General features: G+C 66.9%; 18 protein-coding genes and 4 pseudogenes. 17 read left to right on the top strand and 5 right to left on the bottom strand.

Features of this window, described 5'->3' with window-relative positions:
* Positions 1-205: 205 nt before the first annotated feature.
* Positions 206-1,915, bottom strand: a complete 1,710-nt coding sequence (locus OG978_RS00190) for a GH25 family lysozyme (protein ID WP_326763258.1) — start codon at positions 1,913-1,915, stop codon at positions 206-208.
* Positions 1,916-2,138: 223 nt separating this feature from the next.
* Between OG978_RS00190 and OG978_RS00185 the strand changes: the two genes are divergently transcribed.
* From OG978_RS00185 to OG978_RS00165, 5 genes and pseudogenes are all read left to right on the top strand, one after another.
* Positions 2,139-3,317, top strand: a complete 1,179-nt coding sequence (locus tag OG978_RS00185; RefSeq protein ID WP_326763257.1) for a peptidoglycan-binding protein — start codon at positions 2,139-2,141, stop codon at positions 3,315-3,317.
* A gap of 55 nt (positions 3,318-3,372) precedes the next feature.
* Positions 3,373-3,627 (top strand): DUF6332 family protein, encoded by a 255-nt coding sequence (locus OG978_RS00180; protein ID WP_326763256.1) that lies wholly within the window; start codon positions 3,373-3,375, stop codon positions 3,625-3,627.
* Positions 3,628-4,009: 382 nt separating this feature from the next.
* Positions 4,010-4,357 (top strand): annotated as a pseudogene (locus tag OG978_RS00175) (Tn3 family transposase); the annotation flags it as partial.
* A 190-nt stretch (positions 4,358-4,547) separates the two neighbouring features.
* On the top strand, positions 4,548-4,829 hold the full coding sequence (locus OG978_RS48125; RefSeq protein ID WP_442817628.1) for a hypothetical protein: 282 nt from the start codon (positions 4,548-4,550) through the stop codon (positions 4,827-4,829).
* Positions 4,830-4,873: 44 nt separating this feature from the next.
* On the top strand, positions 4,874-5,296 hold the full coding sequence (locus OG978_RS00165; protein ID WP_266767452.1) for an RICIN domain-containing protein: 423 nt from the start codon (positions 4,874-4,876) through the stop codon (positions 5,294-5,296).
* Between the two features lie 221 nt (positions 5,297-5,517).
* Here the strand turns inward: OG978_RS00165 and OG978_RS00160 are convergent, their stop codons facing one another.
* Positions 5,518-6,648 (bottom strand): alpha/beta hydrolase family protein, encoded by a 1,131-nt coding sequence (locus tag OG978_RS00160; RefSeq protein ID WP_326763255.1) that lies wholly within the window; start codon positions 6,646-6,648, stop codon positions 5,518-5,520.
* A 117-nt stretch (positions 6,649-6,765) separates the two neighbouring features.
* Between OG978_RS00160 and OG978_RS00155 the strand changes: the two genes are divergently transcribed.
* From OG978_RS00155 to OG978_RS00115, 9 genes and pseudogenes are all read left to right on the top strand, one after another.
* Entirely contained in the window at positions 6,766-6,954 is a 189-nt protein-coding gene (locus OG978_RS00155) for a hypothetical protein (protein ID WP_326763254.1), read from the top strand.
* A 403-nt stretch (positions 6,955-7,357) separates the two neighbouring features.
* A pseudogene (locus OG978_RS00150) lies at positions 7,358-7,585 on the top strand (transposase family protein); the annotation flags it as partial.
* Positions 7,555-7,941 (top strand): annotated as a pseudogene (locus tag OG978_RS00145) (hypothetical protein); the annotation flags it as partial. The pseudogenes OG978_RS00150 and OG978_RS00145, both read left to right, overlap by 31 nt.
* Before the next feature lie 43 nt (positions 7,942-7,984).
* Positions 7,985-8,530 (top strand): ISAs1 family transposase, encoded by a 546-nt coding sequence (locus OG978_RS00140; RefSeq protein WP_326763253.1) that lies wholly within the window; start codon positions 7,985-7,987, stop codon positions 8,528-8,530.
* 94 nt (positions 8,531-8,624) lie between these two features.
* The gene (locus OG978_RS00135; RefSeq protein WP_326763252.1) at positions 8,625-9,263 is read left to right on the top strand and encodes a GrpB family protein; all 639 of its coding nucleotides are present in this window, start codon (positions 8,625-8,627) and stop codon (positions 9,261-9,263) included.
* Positions 9,260-10,510, top strand: a complete 1,251-nt coding sequence (locus OG978_RS00130) for an MFS transporter (RefSeq protein WP_326763251.1) — start codon at positions 9,260-9,262, stop codon at positions 10,508-10,510. Before OG978_RS00135 ends, OG978_RS00130 begins: the two co-directional genes overlap by 4 nt.
* A 503-nt stretch (positions 10,511-11,013) precedes the next feature.
* On the top strand, positions 11,014-11,184 hold the full coding sequence (locus tag OG978_RS00125; RefSeq protein ID WP_326763250.1) for a hypothetical protein: 171 nt from the start codon (positions 11,014-11,016) through the stop codon (positions 11,182-11,184).
* Between the two features lie 182 nt (positions 11,185-11,366).
* Positions 11,367-11,564: a hypothetical protein gene (locus tag OG978_RS00120; protein WP_326763249.1), complete on the top strand. Its 198-nt coding sequence runs from the start codon at positions 11,367-11,369 to the stop codon at positions 11,562-11,564.
* Positions 11,565-11,611: 47 nt separating this feature from the next.
* On the top strand, positions 11,612-12,331 hold the full coding sequence (locus OG978_RS00115) for an IS6 family transposase (protein ID WP_326763248.1): 720 nt from the start codon (positions 11,612-11,614) through the stop codon (positions 12,329-12,331).
* Positions 12,332-12,676: 345 nt separating this feature from the next.
* Here OG978_RS00115 and OG978_RS00110 read toward each other — a convergent pair whose 3' ends face one another.
* Positions 12,677-15,700 (bottom strand): NACHT domain-containing protein, encoded by a 3,024-nt coding sequence (locus OG978_RS00110; RefSeq protein WP_326763247.1) that lies wholly within the window; start codon positions 15,698-15,700, stop codon positions 12,677-12,679.
* A 14-nt stretch (positions 15,701-15,714) separates the two neighbouring features.
* Here OG978_RS00110 and OG978_RS00105 point away from each other — a divergent pair, with 14 nt between their 5' ends.
* From OG978_RS00105 to OG978_RS00095, 3 genes and pseudogenes are all read left to right on the top strand, one after another.
* Positions 15,715-15,924, top strand: coding sequence for a hypothetical protein (locus OG978_RS00105; protein WP_326763246.1), 210 nt, complete (start codon positions 15,715-15,717; stop codon positions 15,922-15,924).
* 96 nt (positions 15,925-16,020) lie between these two features.
* A pseudogene (locus tag OG978_RS00100) lies at positions 16,021-16,284 on the top strand (helix-turn-helix domain-containing protein); the annotation flags it as partial.
* Between the two features lie 177 nt (positions 16,285-16,461).
* Positions 16,462-17,010, top strand: a complete 549-nt coding sequence (locus OG978_RS00095) for a hypothetical protein (RefSeq protein WP_326763245.1) — start codon at positions 16,462-16,464, stop codon at positions 17,008-17,010.
* Between the two features lie 165 nt (positions 17,011-17,175).
* Here OG978_RS00095 and OG978_RS48120 read toward each other — a convergent pair whose 3' ends face one another.
* Positions 17,176-17,532: a helix-turn-helix domain-containing protein gene (locus OG978_RS48120; protein ID WP_442817627.1), complete on the bottom strand. Its 357-nt coding sequence runs from the start codon at positions 17,530-17,532 to the stop codon at positions 17,176-17,178.
* 266 nt (positions 17,533-17,798) lie between these two features.
* Positions 17,799-18,587: a hypothetical protein gene (locus OG978_RS00090; protein WP_326763244.1), complete on the bottom strand. Its 789-nt coding sequence runs from the start codon at positions 18,585-18,587 to the stop codon at positions 17,799-17,801.
* Positions 18,588-18,745 lie beyond the last annotated feature (158 nt).

Genomic DNA, 18,745 nt, shown 5'->3' with positions numbered 1-18,745 from the left:
AGCTGCTGCTCGAAGCCACCCCCGCAGTACCTCGCCAACACTGCGGCCACCGGCATCCTCACCCCCGGTCCTGCGACGACATCGACCCCGAACCTGACCACGGCCTCGCCGCTACGCCCGTCTGAAACGTCCGGTGGGCGGCACCCGCATGGGGTGCCGCCCACCGGACGTTGGTGGCGCAGGTGTCAGTCGACTTGGAGGGGGATCAGATGAGGGTGATGTCCCAGTGGATGCCGCCGCTGCGGGGGATTTCGTAGACGTACTCGGCGGAGATCCCGTTGAGGGTGCCGTGCCAGCGGGCGTCGTTGCCCCGCGGGGCGCCCTTGCGCTGGGTGGTCTTGATCCAGTTGGTCACGCAGCGGCCCTCGTCACGGGTACGCAGGTCGAGCTTGTAACCGTTGGCGTGGGAGTGGTTGCCCCGGGTGCTGTGGCCGGACTCGGTGCCGCCGGTGATGACGATGGTGCAGCCGCTGGCCTTCTTCAGAGCGATGACGCCCTGGATGGTCCGGGCACGGACACCTGCCAAAGAGGTCCGCCCGACCGGGGCCTTGATACCGGCCGCGGCGAGCTGCGTGAGGGCCTGGCGCTGGGTCAGCCTACCGTTCGCCGGAGCGGGCGTGGTCGGGGCAGGCGTGGTCGGGGTGCTCGTCTTGGTTCCGTTGACGAGCTTGTTCCACGTCTTCGGGCCGATGATCCCGTCGGCGGTCAGGCCGTGGGACCGCTGGAACGCGGCAGCCGCGGCCTGGGTGGCCGGGCCGAACGCCCCGTCGACCGCGATGCGGTTGCCATACCCGGCCAGCTGCGCCTGGGCCGCCTTCACCGTGGATCCCTTCGAGCCCTGGCCAACGGTGCGGACCAGCTTGTTCCAGGTGTTCGGGCCGATGATGCCGTCGGCGGTCAGGCCGTGGGAGCGCTGGAACGCGGCGGTGGCGTTCCGGGTGTTCGGGCCGTAGATCCCGTCGGCGGTGACGGACTGGCCGCCCGCGGCCAGCAGGTGCTGGGCGGTGGTGACGTTGACGCCGCGCGTCCCGTTCTTGAGCAGCGGCCAGACGGCCGTGGACGGAGCAGATGGCGTCGTGGACGGAGCAGGCGGCGTCGTGGGCGGAGCAGGCGGGGTTGTCGAACCTGTTCCCGGGCGGGTGGGGGTCTGGCCGGGGCTGAGGTGGGCGAGTGCGCGGAGCTGGGTCAGTGTGCCCTTGTAGACGTTGATGTCGGCTTTGCCCCGCAGGCCGGGTACCGTCCCGTTCTCGGTGTACTGCCAGATCGACCAGTACCTGCCGCCGACGGGAGCGGGCTCACGCGTTCCGCTCTCGTAGCGGGGCTGCCACAGCGGGCTGTTGGCCAGGGCGCCGGTGTTGCCGCGCAGGCAGGTGTCGGCGAAGTCCTTCGAGGTGTAGACGATGGGGTTCACCCCGAACGCCTGACGGGCCTTGGAGAGGAACGCGGCGACCTGGGTGTTGTTCACCCCGGCCGGGCACCGGCCGCGGATCTTCTCCAGGTCGACCACCGGGGGAAGTTGCCCGGGCCGCTTGCCGTCGTAGCCGGCGGCCCGGGCCGTACGGACGAAGTGGTCGGCCTGGGCCACGCCGGAACCGGAGTCGTAGAAGTGGTAGGGCGCGGCCATCAGCCCGGCCTGCGAGGCGCCTGCGAAGTCACCGGCGAACTGCGGGTCGCGGTAGCCGGTGCCCTGGGTCGCCTTCTGGAACACGAACGAGTACCCGGCCCTCGCGGCTGCCGACCACTGGATCGGGTGGGAGTTGTGGTGGCTGGTGTCGAAGCCCTTCACGCTGTACGCGGCCGGGCTGTTCGCCTGCGCCTGCTCGTTGCCGGAGTAGCTGATCAGGCCAAATCCGGCGGCCGCGACCGCCACCATGGCACCCGCCTGAAGACCCGTCTTCTTGCTGATGATGCACACGACTTCACCCCTCGTCAGACCCACCGGCACACATCCGGAGGGCGATTCACACGGCGCCTTTGCGGCGTCGACGAGATGAAGATTCGGGGTACCGCCGTCCCACCGGTAGCCTGATCGCCATTCCAGCCGTACTGCGCCGTCCCGGCCGTCCCACAAGGCCCCTGACCTGCGAAAAGGAACGGCTCTGGAACACGACGATCACATCGGCACCAGGGGGAGACCTGTGCAACCCAACCAAGGCGACAATTCACCCGCACAGCCACTGCCGGAAGTCACCGCACTGCTCCAGGCACTACGGCAGGTCAAGACATCCAAGAACCTCTCCCTGGACGCCTTCACCCACGACACCGGCTACTCACGCTCCTCGTGGAACCGGGTCCTCAAAGGCACCGCGTTCCCACCCCGGGCAGCCGTGGAACGACTCTGCTCCCGCCGCGGCCTGGACAAGAACACCCTGCTCGGCCTCTGGGACACCGCCGACCAGGCCCGCCGCGCCGCAGACACCCAGGACGAAGCACCGTCCGAAGCAGCGCACGTTCCGGCACCGGCGGACTCCGCACCAGGCGTACCGGACCCCACACCGCCGACAGCCCTTGCACCGGACCCCACACCACCGACAGCAGCCCCAGACCCCACACCGTCGGCAGCCGCGGACCCCGTGCCGCCGACAGTCCCGGACACCGTTCCTGGCACCGCAGCTCCGAAACCCGCAGCGGCCACCCCGGCTCCCGCACCATCCACGCCCGGCCCGGCCGAACCGGCAAGGCCGGCCGCTGCTCCCCGAAGCAGGATCAAAATCCTCGCGCTGATCGCCGCTGCCCTCGCCGCGCTGCTGCTGGTCGGACGCTGGTACTCGGTCCACGAGACGAAGGACTCCGCCGTCTCCCAGCCCGAGACCGGCGGCGACAACCGCCCCGGCGACGACCAACCAGTGGCCGACGAAACCCCCGTGCCCCCGAAGAGCAGCACCGCACCGACCAAGACTCCGCCGGACGACGAGAAGAAGGACAAGGACCAGGACTCCACGGGCGAGGAGGACACGAACACGAAGCCACCGCGCCCCAGCAGTTCAGCCAAGGACCAGGCCTCTTCCCCGGCCTCTGCTTCTGCCTCTCCCAGTACGGCCGCCTCGCCCGGCGCCGCCGGCCGCGCCAGCTGCCGCTACAACTGGGACCGCACCCAGGTCATGGCTAAGGGCATGGTCGGCTCGAAGGTGAAGCAGATCCAGTGCCTGCTGAACTCCAACTACGACTACACACTCACCGTCGACGGCAAGTTCGGAGAAAGTACCGACGTCGCCGTACGTGCCGTGCAGAGCTGTAGCGGTCTCAATCCCGACGGCCAGGTCGGACCCCAGACCTGGAAGTACCTCGACACCCCCATGTCCGGCTGCGGCCACTGAGCCAGGTGCTGTTCGGTCCAGGCGCAATGGCTTGACGTGATGTGAGACTTGCAGCATGGATATGGGGCGTGAGTCGCGGTGGGAAAAGGACGCAATGACGGTGGAGATCGTTTTTGCTCTGGTGACTGCCGTCGTGCTGGCTGCGGCGGTCTTTGCCGTCGCTCTGGCTCTCGCACTGGCTTTTGGCGTCTCTGGTCCAGCGGGGAAGGGCGCGTTGGTGGGGGGTGCGCTGCTCGGAGCGGCGGCCGGAGTGTGGCGTCTGGTCCGGGTGCTGCGCCGGTTCGACGCACAGCGCCGTAAAGGTCACTGACCGCAGGCCTCCTCCTTGAGGTCGGTAGCCCACCGGCGGTTGTTCCAGCATGTGGTGCCGGAGGCACCCCCCGCGGCCTCAGGGTGGCGGTCGGCGTCGGCATGGCGACCGTGCCCTGGGCCCGCCGATGTCCCGGAGCCGGAATCTCCTGCGGCACCTGTTGCGTCATGCCCCGCGGGTTCTCCTGCGGTATCTGTTGCGCCCTCTCACCAAGGCGTCGGGTGTTTGTGCAGGTCACCATGCCTGTAGGGGCGTGGTCGGGGTGCTGGCATCCCCTCTGCGCACCCCCTGCTGCCCGAACTGCCGAAAGAGAAAGGGGTGGGGGTGGGGCGGGCGGGAGCGCCTCGGGGATCGGCGGCCGGCCAGTCTGTTCGGCCGCGAGGGGCACCCCACACCGCTGGGGGCGGCGTTCGCCGAGTACGGGCGCATCGACAAGACCATGCACCTGCTCGCCCTGGTCGACCCGGTGGACGACACCTACCGGCGCCTGATGAACCGGCAGCTCACCGTCCAGGAGTCACGCCACCGCCTGGCCCGCGCGATCTGCCACGGTGGCCGCGGGCAGATCCGCCAGGCGTACCGGGACGGCCAGGAGGACCAGCTCGCCCTCGGACTCGTCCTCAACGCCGTCGTGCTGTGGAACACCCGCTACCTGGACGCCGCCGTCGCCCAGCTCCGCGCGGAGGGCCACGACATCAAGGACGAGGACATGGCCTGGGAGTCTTCGCTTCTTTGTCTGGGGTGGTTCTCGGTTCGGTGTCCGGTCTTGGGTGCTGTGGGCCGGGCTGATTCGGTTTGTTTCATTGGGGTGTTGAGCGCTGATGACCGGGCGATGATGTTGGACAAGTCGTGAGGATTAGCTGGTCACTGGGTGAGGATTACCTGGTCAGGGGAGTGAGAGCTCCCACTGGGCACCTGCTGTGACCCGGGCTTCGCTTCCCTTCGCGGACGACACCTCCACCTCATGGGAGACGGCGTTCGCCAAGATCGAGGACCGTCTGCAGGGCACCGAACTGGCCGCCCAGGCCATCGGGCTGGTAACCACGCCCGGAGCCGGGCGTTTCGCGCCGCCTTGCCCGATCGACTGCTGGAGTCCGGCTGTCGGGAACCGACGGCTGTTCGAGCCGGCCGATTATCCCGAGCCCTCACAGGGCGCTTTCTGGTCATACAGCTTGTTGATCACGACGGAGGCGGGGCAGTGATCGTTATGCCGGTGGTCGAATTGATCACTGAACGAGGAGAACTCATGGCCGTTTTCACTGCCGCTCTGGTGGCCCGTCACAGCGACAAGCTCGTGTCCGTCACCGCCTCGGGGACCGAGGACGGCGCCGAGGTCGTCCAGTGGACCGACAAGAACAAGCCCAACCAGCACTGGAACCTGGTGGCGACGACGGGTGGCTACTACAACGTGATTGCCGTGCACAGCGGAAAGGCCCTGTCGGTCACCGCCTCGGACACCGAGGACGGCGGGACCGTCGTCCAGTGGACCAACAAGGGCAAGCCCAACCAGGAGTGGAAGCTCGTCCAGAAGGACGACGGGTACTTCTCCCTGGAGGCACGCCACAGCGGCAAGCTCCTGTCCGTCGTCGGCGAGGACACCGCGGACGGTGCCAAGCTCGTCCAGTGGACCGACAAGAACAAGCCCAACCAGCATTTCCGCCTCGGCTGAGCCACGCCTTCGGAGCCCCTGCCGGAAAGCACCCCGGCGGGGGCCCCGCTGCGAAATGGGCTCTTGGACGGAGTGGTCGCCGCGACTACGAGTGGGGCGGGAGTGAACGAAGCCACCGCGTCACGCCCACCGGCTGCGGCCAGCGCTTTCAGGTGAACCTGGCATTCGTGAAAACGGGCTCGACAGGAGCGATGCGGGCCACCCAATCCCGTCTCGGGTCACTAGCTGCTGACCGGTGACCAGGTGGGTACGTTGTTGGCGGCCCCGAGGAGATGGTGGTCGAGCCAGGCGAAGGCTTCGTCGAGTGTCGGGGCGGTGTCGCTGAGCGGGACGGTCAGCCCGGCGTGTTCAGGTGCGGGCCGGCTGCCGTTCTGCAGGCTCAGTCGCTTGGGCACGGTGAGCTGCTCGAAGTGCTTGGTGATCTGCCTGAGCGGGAACAGCGCATCGCTCCCGGCGTGGGAGATGAACGTCGCGGTGCCACGGGCATTGGTTTGCCCGACGTAGGAGAACGCAGCCCGCTGCATCGCCCACGAGGCGACATCGTCGGGGTTTTCTCCGGCCTGGAGGTCCGCGAGGATCTGCTGCGTGTCCTCATCGAACTTGTGCTTCACCGGTCCGCCGGTGAAGTTGGTCAGGTCGGCGACCGCGGCGAGGTGTCCGCGGTCGTTCTGGTGGCCGGCGACCAGGTCCTCCCACGTGCTCAGCGCGACGACGGCGTCCACACGGGCGCCAGGATCGTGCGCCGCGACGAGCTGGCTGATGAGCCCGCCGTAGGCCCTGCCGAAGAAGGCGATACGGCTCGGGTTGAAGTGCTGTTGAGCGTAGTCGATCACGGTCGAGCCGTCGGCCCAGTCCAGGGGGCCGGCCACGTCGATCGTCCCTCCGGAGGTGCACGGGCCGTCCATGTACCCGCCGCCGTGCACGTCTGCCGTAAGCCCGAGCCCGCGGGGGGTGTAGGCCAGCACGTGGTAGCCGCGCAGCGCCAGCTTGAGATACGTGTGCTCGAACAGGGGCCAGCCGGCAGGCGTCCAGTCGGACGGCACGATCACCACCGGCCGGGGCTCTGGGGCATTGAGCTTGATGGTGTGTGCCGACAACCGGATCCCGTCGGCGGAGGTGATGCGGGGGAAGCCGATGGTGGCCTTCTGCCGCACCTGCTCCGTGAGCCGCTGGAGGTCATCGGTCAGCAGCGGCTTTTCCGCCGCGCCTTGCAGCGTGGCGATCAGCGCATGGCCCACATTGACGGCTTTCGGGTCGAGCGAAGTCGGTGTCGCGAAGACACCCTGCTTCGCGATCCGGGCCACGTCTGCCGCGGTGACCGTGGTGGTCGCCTCGTCCTGTTCAACGCTCATGGAACATGCCCTCTCGATTCCGTCGACCGGATGCACTGAGCAGGCCGACGGGGCTTTCCGCCGGACAGCCCGACGTCTTCCAGATCATTTCTCGCTCTGCAAGAGCCTGACCAGGGCGTGCAGGGGGACACGACAGCGCACCCACGTCCACCGCGCGCCCCCACCCAGGACCAATGGGCAAGCGCTCCCCACCGCGGCTTCTGCGAAGTCGCGGGGATCGGCGGCGGCCCGGCGCTCCTGACCGACTGGATGGCCGCACGCCGCATGGACGTGGTGATCCTCTCCGAGGACGGCCCCGACTGGTGACCGACCGCTTCCACTGGCCCCGCGCTACCAGCCCCGGGGCTGGGGCGATGAACTGCGCCGCCGCCTGCACAACGCGGGCCTCTCCGTATGGGAACTCGCCGACCTCCTCGGCGTCCACGAGCACGACGTCACCATGGACGCCCTGCCTAACCAGCCGCTGCACGTCGTCCTCGAACTCGCCCGGCGCCTGGACCTCCACCCCGCCGACCTCACGCCGTACGCCAGGGGCATTGCATAGTCGCGATCGGTCCGGTTCGTCTGCCTCATGCGTGACGTGGCGTCATGTCCCGGCCTGGTCTGAGATGCCCCCGGGAAGCAGAGCAGGCACGGTGCCGGTGATCATGTGGTTGTCGAAGACCCATGAGAACCGAGCGAGACCGTGCCTGCCCGGACATCATCGCCCATGCCCGCCGGGCTGGGGAATCTGGCCCTCCCGAACCTCTGCGCCACTACGCAGGACGCCGCTGACCTGCGACGCTTCCTAGTCTGGGTGCCCGATCCGCGTGGCCTGCGAGGACGACGGTATCCGCTGCTCCCCCTGTTGTGCGCGGCCGCGGCAGCCGTCCTGACCGGTGCCCGGTCTCTCATCGCGATCGGTGAATGGATCGGCGATGCCCCGCAGCCCGTCCTGGGTGTGCTCGGCTTCCCGGCCGACCGTTCACCGGCATCCGGCCGGCGCCGCACGCCGCCACCGTCCGTCGCCTGCTCCAACGCGTCGACGGCGACGCGCTGGATGCGGCCATCGGTGCTTACCTCCAGGCCAGAACGCCACGGCCGGAAGAGTCCGAGCCGCCGCCGAAGCCGGCTCTGCGGGCGATCGCGGTCGACGGCAAGACAGTCCGCGGCTCCCGCACCGCCACGACCACTGCGGTCCAGCTGCTGGCCGCGATGGACCACCACGGCGTGGTCCTGGCCCAGCGTCAGGTCGCCTCCAAGAGCAACGAGATTCCATCTTTCCAGCCACTTTTGGACACCATCAACGTGGAGAACACCGTGCTGACCGGCGACGCCCTGCACACCCAACACAGCCATGGTGCGTACCTCCGCCGACGACTACCTGGCCATCGTGAAGAAGAACCACCCCGGACTGTATGCGCAGGTCACCAAGCTGCCCTGGGCCGAGATCCCGCTGGACCACCGCACCCGGGACCGGGCCCACCACCGCGACGAGATCCGTCGGATCAAGGTCGTCGCCTTCCACCACCTCGGCTATCCCGGCGCCCGCCAGGCCATCCAGATCGTCCGGTGGCGGCGCGAGCTGAGCACCGGGAAACTGACCACCGAGCGCGTCTACGTGATCACCAGCCTCGACGTCTTCGACGCGACACCGGCCCAACTCGCCACCTGGATCAGAGGCCACTGGGGCATCGAGAACCGCCTGCACCACGTCCGCGACCGCACCTTTTGCGAGGACGACTCCAAGGTCCGCACCGGCCACCTGCCCCGCACCATGGCCGGCCTGCGCAACCTCGCCATCAGCGTCTTCCGCCAGAACGGCGAGACCAACATCGCCGCCGCCCTCCGCCGCACCAGCCGCGACTACCACCGGCCGCTGTCGACCCTCGGCCTCACGTGATCAACCCGGACAGATCGCGATCAGGCAACGGCCCTGGCTAACTACCCTCTAGCCTATTGGAGTTGACAAGCGAACCGAACAAGGACGAAATGTCATGATGCCACAGGAACGTCAAGAGCAGGAGATCCCCCGCGTCTCGATGACTGACGAGGAGATCGAAGCGGCGAACCTGAAGACGCCCCCCCTACTCAACAGCAACATCAAGCTGATGGAGTACACGCCGGAATGGGCCGCCGCGTTCGCGGAGGAGGCCCGCCGGATGAGCGACGAGCTGGGCGCGCTGCCACACCGGATCGAACACACAGGGTCCACCTCGGTACCCGGGTTGCCCGCCAAACCGGTCATCGACATCCTGCTGATCGTTCCCGACTCCGCCGACGAATCCGCCTACGTGCCCAGCCTGGCTCCCCTCGGTTACGCGCTCGCGGTCCGGGAGCCCGATTGGTATGAGCACCGCGTCCTGCGCAAGCCCGACCTCGCGCCCAGTGCCGAATCAGCCAATCTGCACGTGCTCTCCACCGGCTGCCCCGAGATTCAGCGCATGATCCTTTTCCGCGACTGGCTGCGCGCCCACACGAACGATCGCGACCTCTACGCCCGAACCAAAAGGGACCTCGCACAGCGGACATGGACGTACATGCAGCACTACGCCGACGCGAAGAGCGAAGTCATCGCGGACATCCTCGAACGTGCCATGAGAGCTGAACCTCCCAGCGCCCATGGCAGCTCATGAAAGGTGATCTCAGCCTGCTGCGGGAGCGGAATTTCCTCCTGTTCTTCCTCGCCCGCACATCGTCCCTGACGGGCAACGTCATCGCACCGCTGGGCCTCGCCTTCGCCGTGCTGGCCTTGCCTGACGGCTCCCCGTCCCAACTCGGACTACTGCTGGGGACCCGCACAGTCGCTCAGCTCGGTCTGATTCTGCTGGGCGGAGTCCTCGCGGACCGGTTCCCCCGCCAGCGTCTGATCATCGTGGGGGAGACCGCCGCCGGATGCTCCCAAGCGCTCACCGCCGCCCTGTTTCTGCACGGCAGCGTGCCGATGAACCTTCTGATCGTCCTCGCCGCCGTCAACGGCGCGTCCTCCGCTGTCAGCCAACCAGCCGCCACCGCGCTCGTACCCCAGCTCGTCGACGCCGAACGCATTCAGCCTGCGAATGCGTTGCTGCGCCTAGCGGCCAACCTCTCGCGTATCGGAGGCGTGTTCGCCGGCGGAGTACTCGTCGCGGCCGTCGCGCCTGGCTGGGCCTTGGCGGCCGACGCCGCCACCTACTTCCTGTCCGCCGTGCTGCTGATGTTCAGCCGCCCTCGTACGGCATCGCGGGCACTCACCGCGACAGAGGCGCCGACCAGTCTCCTCAGCGAACTGCGCAGCGGCTGGACAGAGTTCTCCTCCCTGCGCTGGATGTGGCCGGTCGTAGGCCAGTTCGCCATCGTCAACGCCTCCTTCGGAGGAGCCATCATGGTGTTGGGCCCGGCGGTGGCCAAGCAGGAGCTGGGCGGGGCGGTCGCCTGGTCGGTCGTTCTCGGCGCCCACTCGGCCGGTTTCGTCCTCGGCAGCCTGATCGCGATCCGCATCCGTCCCCGTTACCCCCTGCGTACGGGCGTTTTCGTCACCTTCGGCTTCTTCCCGGCCTACCTGTTCCTCGCCGGGGGCTCCCCAACCTGGCTGATCGCCACCAGCATGCTGGTGGCTGGCATCTGCATTGATGTGTTCGAGGTCCTGTGGAGAACCACGGTCCACACTCATGTTCCCGAGCAGTCCATGTCCCGGATCAGCTCATATGACTCGCTGGTCTCCTTTATCTGCACGCCCCTGGGCCTCGCCGTGGCAGGCCCGGTGGCTGCTCACATCGGCATAGCCGAAACACTCCTGCTCAGCGGTGTACTCGTCCTCCTGGCCAGCACCATCCCTCTCCTCCTCTCGGCCGTCCGCAACCTCCCGGCTCGTTGCACTGTCCCGGAGCATGTACCCGAATAAGAGCTCGCAGAGGATCAATATGCCTTGACCACCCCACAGCTGGTCATCAGCGACGCCGCTTCAGCCCACCCGAAACGGCGAGGTTAGCTGTGGTCGGCCAGGGCCCAGGTCGTTGCCTGATCGCCGACAACCACATGATCACCGGCACCGTGCCTGCTCTGCTTCCCGGGGGCATCTCAGACCAGGCCGGGACATGACGCCACGTCACGCATGAGGCAGACGAACCGGACCGATCGCGACTATGCAATGCCCCTGCGCCGTACGCCGAGGCCGTCTACCGCCTGCCCCGCTACCGAGACGCCGAGCACCCGCCCGAGGACCCCGGCGCCGACGATCGTTATCTAGGTCTGTCAACTATCCCTAGAAGTCAGGTCGTTGCTTGCTTGTCAGGCAAGTAAGGCAAGTTAGGTGTCCTCCCCGGCTAACTCGAAGGACATGGGGGTGAGCCCAACTGACGGACTGCGGCCCCGTAACCGTCTGCCAGCCTCGTAGTTACATCCGCTATGAACACCACACACCGCATCATCGGGGCCGTGGCCCTGTCCCTCGGCGCACTGGCCGCCACCGCACCCGCGCACGCTGACGACGGCTCCAACGGCCCTGCCTACCTGCGGATCGACGCGTCCGATGTAGCGGGCTACTGGGACGCCATCGTCGATTCGCCGCCGGAGTAGCAGAAAGGAATCTCCCGCACGATGGTCAACGACAACCCCCGCTGACTATCAACCGGTCAAAACCGTTCAGGCCCCCGCGCGAATCCGCCGGGGCCTGAGCCCTGTGCGCCGGGCGAGTAGCGTGGTTCCCATGCGACTGACGTTGCCCTTGCCGAAAACGTCATCCATTGAGGTCATGCGGCATGTCGGTACTCGTGGAGAATGCCGCCGAGGCGATCGCGGCGGCGTATGTCGAGGCGGGCGATCTCGTCCGGAACAGTGATCGGCGTGGGCAATGGATACAGCGGGCGGGCATTCGCGATGCCCTGATGCGGCCGATGGGAGTTGTAGAACTGTTCGATCGCGCGCAAGGCGTGGAGCGGCACTGTCACGTTGACTGACCGGCCTGGGATGATCTTCTGGTTGGTCGTGCTGGGAGGGGGCGTCCGTGGACAGCGCGCCGCCGTCGTACAGGGGGCACCGGTACCCGGTGGAGATCATTGCGCACTGCGTGTGGCTGTGCTTCCGTTTCCTGCTGTCGTTCCGCGAGGTCGAGGAGCTGATGCTCGAGCGCGGCGTGATCGTCTCCCACGAGACGGTCCGCCGCTGGTGTACGAAGTTCGGGCAGGCCTACGCCAACGGCCTGGGCCGCCGGCGTGTGCAGCCGGGCGACAAGTGGCACCTGGACGAGGTCTTCCTCAGGATCAACGGTGAGCTGAAGTACCTGTGGCGGGCCGTCGACGCCGATGGCAACGTGCTCGACATTTTGGTCCAGAACCGGCGGGACACCGCTGCGGCCAGGCGGTTCTTCCGCAAACTGCTCAAGAAGACCTGCTCGGTGCCGAGGGTGGTTGTCACCGACAAGCTGCGCTCCTACGGCGCGGCCCACCGCGAGGTCATGCCCTCCGTCGAGCATCGCTCCCACAAGGGTCTGAACAACCGGGCCGAGAACAGTCATCAGCCGACGAGGCAGCGCGAACGCGCGATGAAGGGCTTCCGCAGTACCGGCGGGGCCCAGCGGTTCCTGTCCGCGTTCAGCGGCATCTCACCGCACTTCCGACCACGCCGCCACCTGATGACCGCCACCGAATACCACACCGAGACGACCACCCGCTTCGCCATCTGGGACGAGATCACCGGCGCCACCGACCAGCCCATCGCAGCGTAAGCCAAGCCCCCCCACCCGACCCCTACACACCCTGACACGCCCTCAATCGATCAACACCGCACCAACGTGACAACGCCGGCGTCAATACCCGAACCAAGAAGATCATGCGGCAGATGCGCGGCCGAGCAGGATTCGACCTCCTCCGTCACCGCATCCTCCTGCAATAAGGAGAACGCACCGTCACCACCGACGAACAGAGCCGCTCGTTTGACAGACCCCTACCAAGCACGAAACTCGCGCGCCCTCTCACGAGGCCAGGGCAGGCTCGTCACCGCTGGCCGACTATCTGCTCAGCCTCTATCTGCACGACATCGGCGTGGTCCTGGACGAGGCTGTGCGAACACCTCAACTGCTTGCTGTCCGCGGTCGCGGGTACAGCCTGACTGCGTCTGGGGCGAATTTTCCGAGACCGACGACATTGCTTGCGTAGCTGATGGAGATCTGGATTCCCTCGATATGGCTCAGTGGAGTGATGTCAATCATGGAAGTTCGTGCCGAGCGACAGTTAATGAAGAAGCTTTCGAGATTTGGGAAGAGGTCCGGGACTAGATCCAGCTGTATTTCTGAATTTGGGAGAAGGCGGAGATAGGTGATGCTGGGCATTGGGGCGGCGTGGTTGAGGTCGTATTCTGAAATGCACAGCTCAGTCAGGCGGGGGAGCGTGGAAAGTTCTTGCCACTCTCCGCTGCTGGGTGCGGCGTTAATTACTAACTCCTGCAGTTGCTGCCACCTGGAGATGCCGGCCAAGCGTGTGCCGACCCAGCCGCCAAGCTCTAGCCGCGTCAGACCTTTGGGTGCTGGCAGTTCCGCCAGGGTTTCCCAGGGCAGACGCGTGTAGAGGGTAAGATTGGTTATTTTGGGCAGGGAATCCAATGCGTCAAAGGAGAATTCGTCCGGTAAGTGAAGGAGGCTCAAATTGAGCAACGGAAGTCCTGCAAGTTCTTCTATCTCTGTGATTTGGGTGCATTCGGAGATGGTTAGTTCCTTTAGGGCTGGCAATCCGCGAGCGAAATTTAAGTCTTGGAGTAATTGGCCGGAGTAGATCCGCAGAGTTTCGGTGTGTTCAGGTGAGAGGTGTTCGACGATCTCGCCTGCGGTGAACTTCCCTCGGAAGGCGACGTTGGTGATGGGTTTCAGGAGTCGCAGCGCGTTCAGCTGATCAGCGGTGTGTACTTCCAGAAACAGACGTTCCTGATCCGGAAGGGGGAGCAGTAAGTCGCGGGCGTATTGATCAGCCTCGAAGTGCTCCCAGCGCCGGAATAGCGCGGAGGGCGTTGCGTCAGAAGGCATGGACTGTACGAAGCGGTAGAGGAAGGCGTAGGCCTGGTCGCCGCCGATGGCGGCTGCAGTTTCGATGACGGGACCCACTTCATCGTCTTCCAGGCCTTGGGGCCCCGGCAGCAGCTCCAAGACGCCCGGCCCCAGCGCGGCAAGCGCCTCCGCCTCCTCCGCGGAGCGGGGAGGCATCAGGACACGCGCACGCTGTTCGACCAGTCTGCGAGTGTCGGGCTCGATTTCGGTCGCGTAGTACAGGCTGGCTGCCGCCAGGAGGTGGAGCCTGGGACGGTGCTGGTTCTCAGCATCACCGCGTTCGACGAGGCGCCGTAGCAGATCGGCGCTTTCGACTGGCCTGGCGTGGGTGGCAGCCATGCGTACGACGTCCTCCCACTGGTCATCGTGGGCGTTGTTGACCAGGAGTGGGAAGTCGTGGGCTTCGATGGCGGCCTTGGCCCCGAGGTAGTCCTGGAAAGTGCGGTGCACGAAGTCGATGGTGTCCATGGTGGGCTGGCGCAGGAGCCCGCTGCGTCCAACCAGGTGAGTCAGAACCTGGTCGGCAGTGCCTTGCTCGGCCACGGCCTGCATGGCCGGCAGCGCGTCACTGACTAGGGCCAGCGCGGTTGCCCGGCCCATCTCTGTCTGGCGGTTGCGGATGAGCCAGTAGGCCAGACGCTGAAGAAGCTGGACGTTCTGGTGCTCGGTGAGCTGAATGCCCTCTGGGACGTCGATGCTGCGCTCAAGGTCACGGCGCACGAGGAGCATCGACAGTGCTGCCTCGTAGAGCTCCATACGACTATGAGGCAGATGACCGCGGCGGTCCCGGTGCAGCGCACAGATAAGCGCACACATCAGGGGAGTGCTGGACAACTGTGCCAGGTCACGCTGAGCACGTACCGTCACCAGGAGCACTGCTTCGAGATCACGCAGCTGCGAGCGTTCGGTGTCGGTCGCCGCACTGTGCCGGGCAGCGGTATGCCACCGACCGACGAACATGCCCGTGTCAGCGGCACTCATGGGCCGTACGGACAATTCGGTGAAGCGCGACGAAGCCAGCCAACCTTCGGGAACCGCTGACGGCCGGGTGGTGACCACAAAGTATGCGTCCTTGTAGGCCGCCAAGAGCTGTTCAAGCCAGTCCCGTGTGGCAGCCCGATCCTCCTGGGGGACTTCGTCGATGCCGTCGACCAGGACCAGGGCCTCACCTCTGGCGAGCACGCCATCGGCCCATCCCTCAGGCTGGGAGCTGGCCAGAGGTGTTCCGACCGCAGAGAGGAACTCATGTGGCTCCGGAAGGGGCCCACGCCGCACCAGTGTGCGCAGCGGCAGGACGAACGGAATCTTCCCCCGCCAGTCCGCCAGTTCATCCGGCAGCTCATCGCGCGCTGTGGCGACAGCCAACCACTGCAGCAGCGTTGTCTTTCCGCTGCCGGCGAGCCCTCGCAGAAGTACCCGTCGACAGCTGGCCAACGCGTTCTCTGCACGCTTCACCACAACGGATGGCCGGTCCGCCTCCTCGCTACTCGAAGGCCAACTCTCTGGCTGCTCCGCCAGTTCCAAGCTCAAGTACGCCGCGTCCAGCGGCCAGTGTGCACGTTCTGGCCGGCTCAGGTCCAGCCCTACGACAGTCAGCCGGGAATGCCGCTCCGCGACGTAGCTGAGGTACCGCTCCTCGAACGAAGGCTGCACCGTCGGCCGCACCGACCTACGAAGCACTCTTCTCGGAGAGCCCTCCCCCACCTGCGGCATGCACGCGGCGGCGCGGCGTAAGGCCAGCAACGGGACTACCTCCGTACCCAGCGCCTTAGCCAAGATCACCAGCGTGGCCTCGGATGGCACCTTATGACCGCTCAGCGCTTGGCTGACCGTTGTTCGCCCTAGCCCTGTCCGCTGCTGCAGCCCAGCCATCTGCAGGCCTCGCTGTGTCTTAAGGGTGCGCAGCCGCAGCGCGAGCTCCGCCAACGGATCCTCGTGCACCTCCTCCATGTCCTGCTTCTCCTCTCTTGGGCGACCGTCTTCATTCATCTTTGTTCGGCCTGAACCCCTGTGAACACCAAAACCGCGAAGTTCATCGAAGTCGCCGTCGTCAACCACCTCGGGAAGAAGGCATGAACACCTCCACCAACCACCTGATGCTCCTGGTCCTCCTCCTCTCGGTCGTCGCGCTTTTCTGCACGCTCGTCGGAGCCGCAGCCGGCCTGCTCGCTCGCATCGACGGAGCCACCTACGCCACCGCCCTGTTGCGTGGTGCCGTGGCCTTCGCAGGCAGCGCCACCCTGTCCCTGGCGCTGCTGACCTTCGTCCTCACGGCGTTGTGAACCGAGTGCCAGGTTGACCGCCCACTTTGCATCTTGCGTCCGTTTCACAGGCCGCTCGTTCTCCTCGGCTGGTGTGATCTTGATGGTGTTTTCCAGGATCCGGTCCGTAAGGGCCGCCCGTGGTCTCTTCCCCTGGAGGACCGGGTGCTGCTCGTGGCGGCCCACTGCCGCACGAACTTGACGTTGCGTCAACTTGCTTCGCCTTTCGGCGTTCCGAAGTCCGCAGCCGACCGCATCAGCGACGACCTCGGCCCGTCACTCGCGCTGCATCCCCGCAAGCGGTTCGCGAAGGACACCGTGCTCATCGTGGACGGCACCCTGGTGCCCACCCGCGACCACGCGATCGCCGAGCAGTCCAAGACTCCTTGGTGAGGATCCGGTCGAGCGCCTCCACCGCCAGGGGCCGCAGATCCGCCGAGAGCGCGGGCAGGGGCTCCTTCGGGGCGTACGAGGTGGTCACCGGGTCACCCCCGGGCGCTGCGCCGCGAGCAGCGCACTGACAACGGCCTGTCGGTGCCGTGTGCTTGGATCGCCGCCATGACGAAGGACGACGACATCCAGCAGGCCCCGGAGGGCTCCGCCGAGCTGTGGATCGGGGCGGTGCCCTCCCTCGGGCCCGGTGGGCGTGATGTGCTTCTGGGGCTCGGTTCGCACGCCGACGAGCCCGGAGCCCGGCTGGCGCGGCTTCTTCTCGACCGGGGGCACGAGGGTGAGGAGGGCGTTTTCTATCTGCTGCCGGAGGATCTGGCCGCCCGCTACGAGCGGACCGGTGACCGGCTCGCGGTGACGCTCCTCGCCCGCCGGGACGTCCTCGCTCACAGCCTCCGGGCGCGCCCGGAGGAGGGGCGCGTACTGTCCGGAGCACTGCCCTCCGATCCGCTCGACGCCGACCGGGTCGTCCTGCTCCGCCGCGAGCTGACCACCGGCTTCGTCCCCGTCGAGCAGGGCGGGGAGTTCCAGCCGGTCCTCCTCGTCGACCACACCGCCGGTCCGGATGCCGGGCCCGAGGAGCTGATCGCCTTGTTCGAGGAGGGCGAGGCGGGCATCGCCGTACTCAACGCGGAACTGCTGCCGGACCGGGCCTGACGTTCCAGTGCAGGACGGTTCGGTCGGGGCCGAAATGTCCCGTCGGTAGCGTGCCGAACGCAGCCCGCCGGCGGCGAACCGGCCCCGCCGGGAGCGGTCACCGGAGGATGTCGTGGCGGTCCCGGCGGAAAGTCGCACCGGACCGTCGACGGGCCCACGACGGCTTCAATGATCGAAGACATTGGCCAGCCGTCCTTCGATAGGAGCCCTGCCTCGGGAAACGGCACGGTCGGTGAGAAGGCATAGCTGTGCCGGGGTGAGTCCGGCAAGGTCGCGGAAGTCGCGGTTCATGTGTGCCTGGTCGTAGTAGCCACACACAGCCGCCCGGTCAGCCAGCGACCTGCAGGCACCAGTCGGTAAGGTGAGCGCCCGTTGAAACCGCAGTATTCGGCTGGCGGTTCGCGACGGCAGTCCGATCTGCTCGCGGAGCAGCACCTGGAGCCGCCGACTGCCGCGGCCCGTGGCAGCGGCCAATTCTTTGGCGGATACCTGTCCGTGGCCGGCGCGCAGCCGACTCCACACCTCGGCAACTGTGACGGAGCAGTGATGTTCAGGGGGTTGGGCTGCTTTGGTCTGGTGTTCCGTCTTTGGAGTGGGACTCGGGACGGCTGAAGTGGCTGTGTTCGGGTGTGATGGGTGTGGCCTGGGATCGCGTTCGGTTTGGTTGTTCGGGCGTTTGGCCTGCGGTCCGGTGGCTGTGTGGGAATGATCTTGGGTTTCCCGTTGATGTAGTGGTGCGTCTATAGGCGGCTGCGTTCTATCCGGGCTTCAAAGCGCGGTTTGGCTGGTCAGTGGTGTGTGTGGGTGAGGAAGATACGGAGGGGGTCGTTCGCGCTGGGGGTCAGGTGGGTGAGGTTCAACCGGTGAGCGATGAGGCCGAGGGCGTCGTTGGTGGTGCGGTGTGGCCGGTTCGGCAGGGTGGCGAGTGCGCGGGTGAGGGCGACGGTTTCCGGGTAGATCACCAGGTCGCGCGCGAGGAGTGCGGGGGAGGCGCTGCCCGTGGTGGCCAGGTGGGGGTTGCCCGCGCAGAGTCGGGTCAGGCGGGTGTGCCAGCGGTGGGTGAGATGTTGCTGGTGGTCGTACCAGCGGGTGGTGATGGCGCGTGCCGCGGTCCAGGCGGTAGCGGCGCCGGGATGTCGTAGCAGGCGCTGGTGGGCGTGGCGCGCGGCCGCGAGTTGGGGCACGGCCCACGTGTGGATGGGGGAGGCAAGCCGTGGGTCGGGGGCGGCTTGGTGGTGACGCGGGCACACCAGCCGGTGCGGCGGTGGGTGAACCCAGGCGGTGTCGGTGGTGCCGTGGCTGCGGTGGTGGGTGCACAGGGTGCAGGCGCGGACGGGCTGCTGTGCGGCGTTGAGCCGCTTCCAGCGTGCGGCGGCCTCGGCGCTGGGGGCGGTGTCGTTGAGGGCGGGGCGGGGCAAGGCACGCAGGAGGTTGGGGAGTGGGACCCGGGCGAGGGCAGCGAGGTGCCGGGCCGCGTTGTGGTTGAGGTGGAGTTCGGCTGCCGGCAGTGTGCCGTGGCCGTGGAGGGCGATACCAGCCCCGTCGAGGAGCTGGGGCAGAGTCAGCTGATAGGACATAGCGATACGTTGGGCGTACGAGGCGGTCGCTTCGCCGGGCAGCGGCCGTACTCGGAACACGCCCGGCGCGGCTGCCGGGACCTGCAGCCATGCCCTTGCGGTGACGGCGCTGCACTGTGGGGCGCCGGCCTCTGCTACGGCACGGTCCGTAACGTCTG

The organism is Streptomyces sp. NBC_01591 (genome assembly GCF_035918155.1).
Classification (GTDB): Bacteria; Actinomycetota; Actinomycetes; order Streptomycetales; family Streptomycetaceae; genus Streptomyces.
This window is presented reverse-complemented; position numbering and strand designations above follow the sequence as displayed.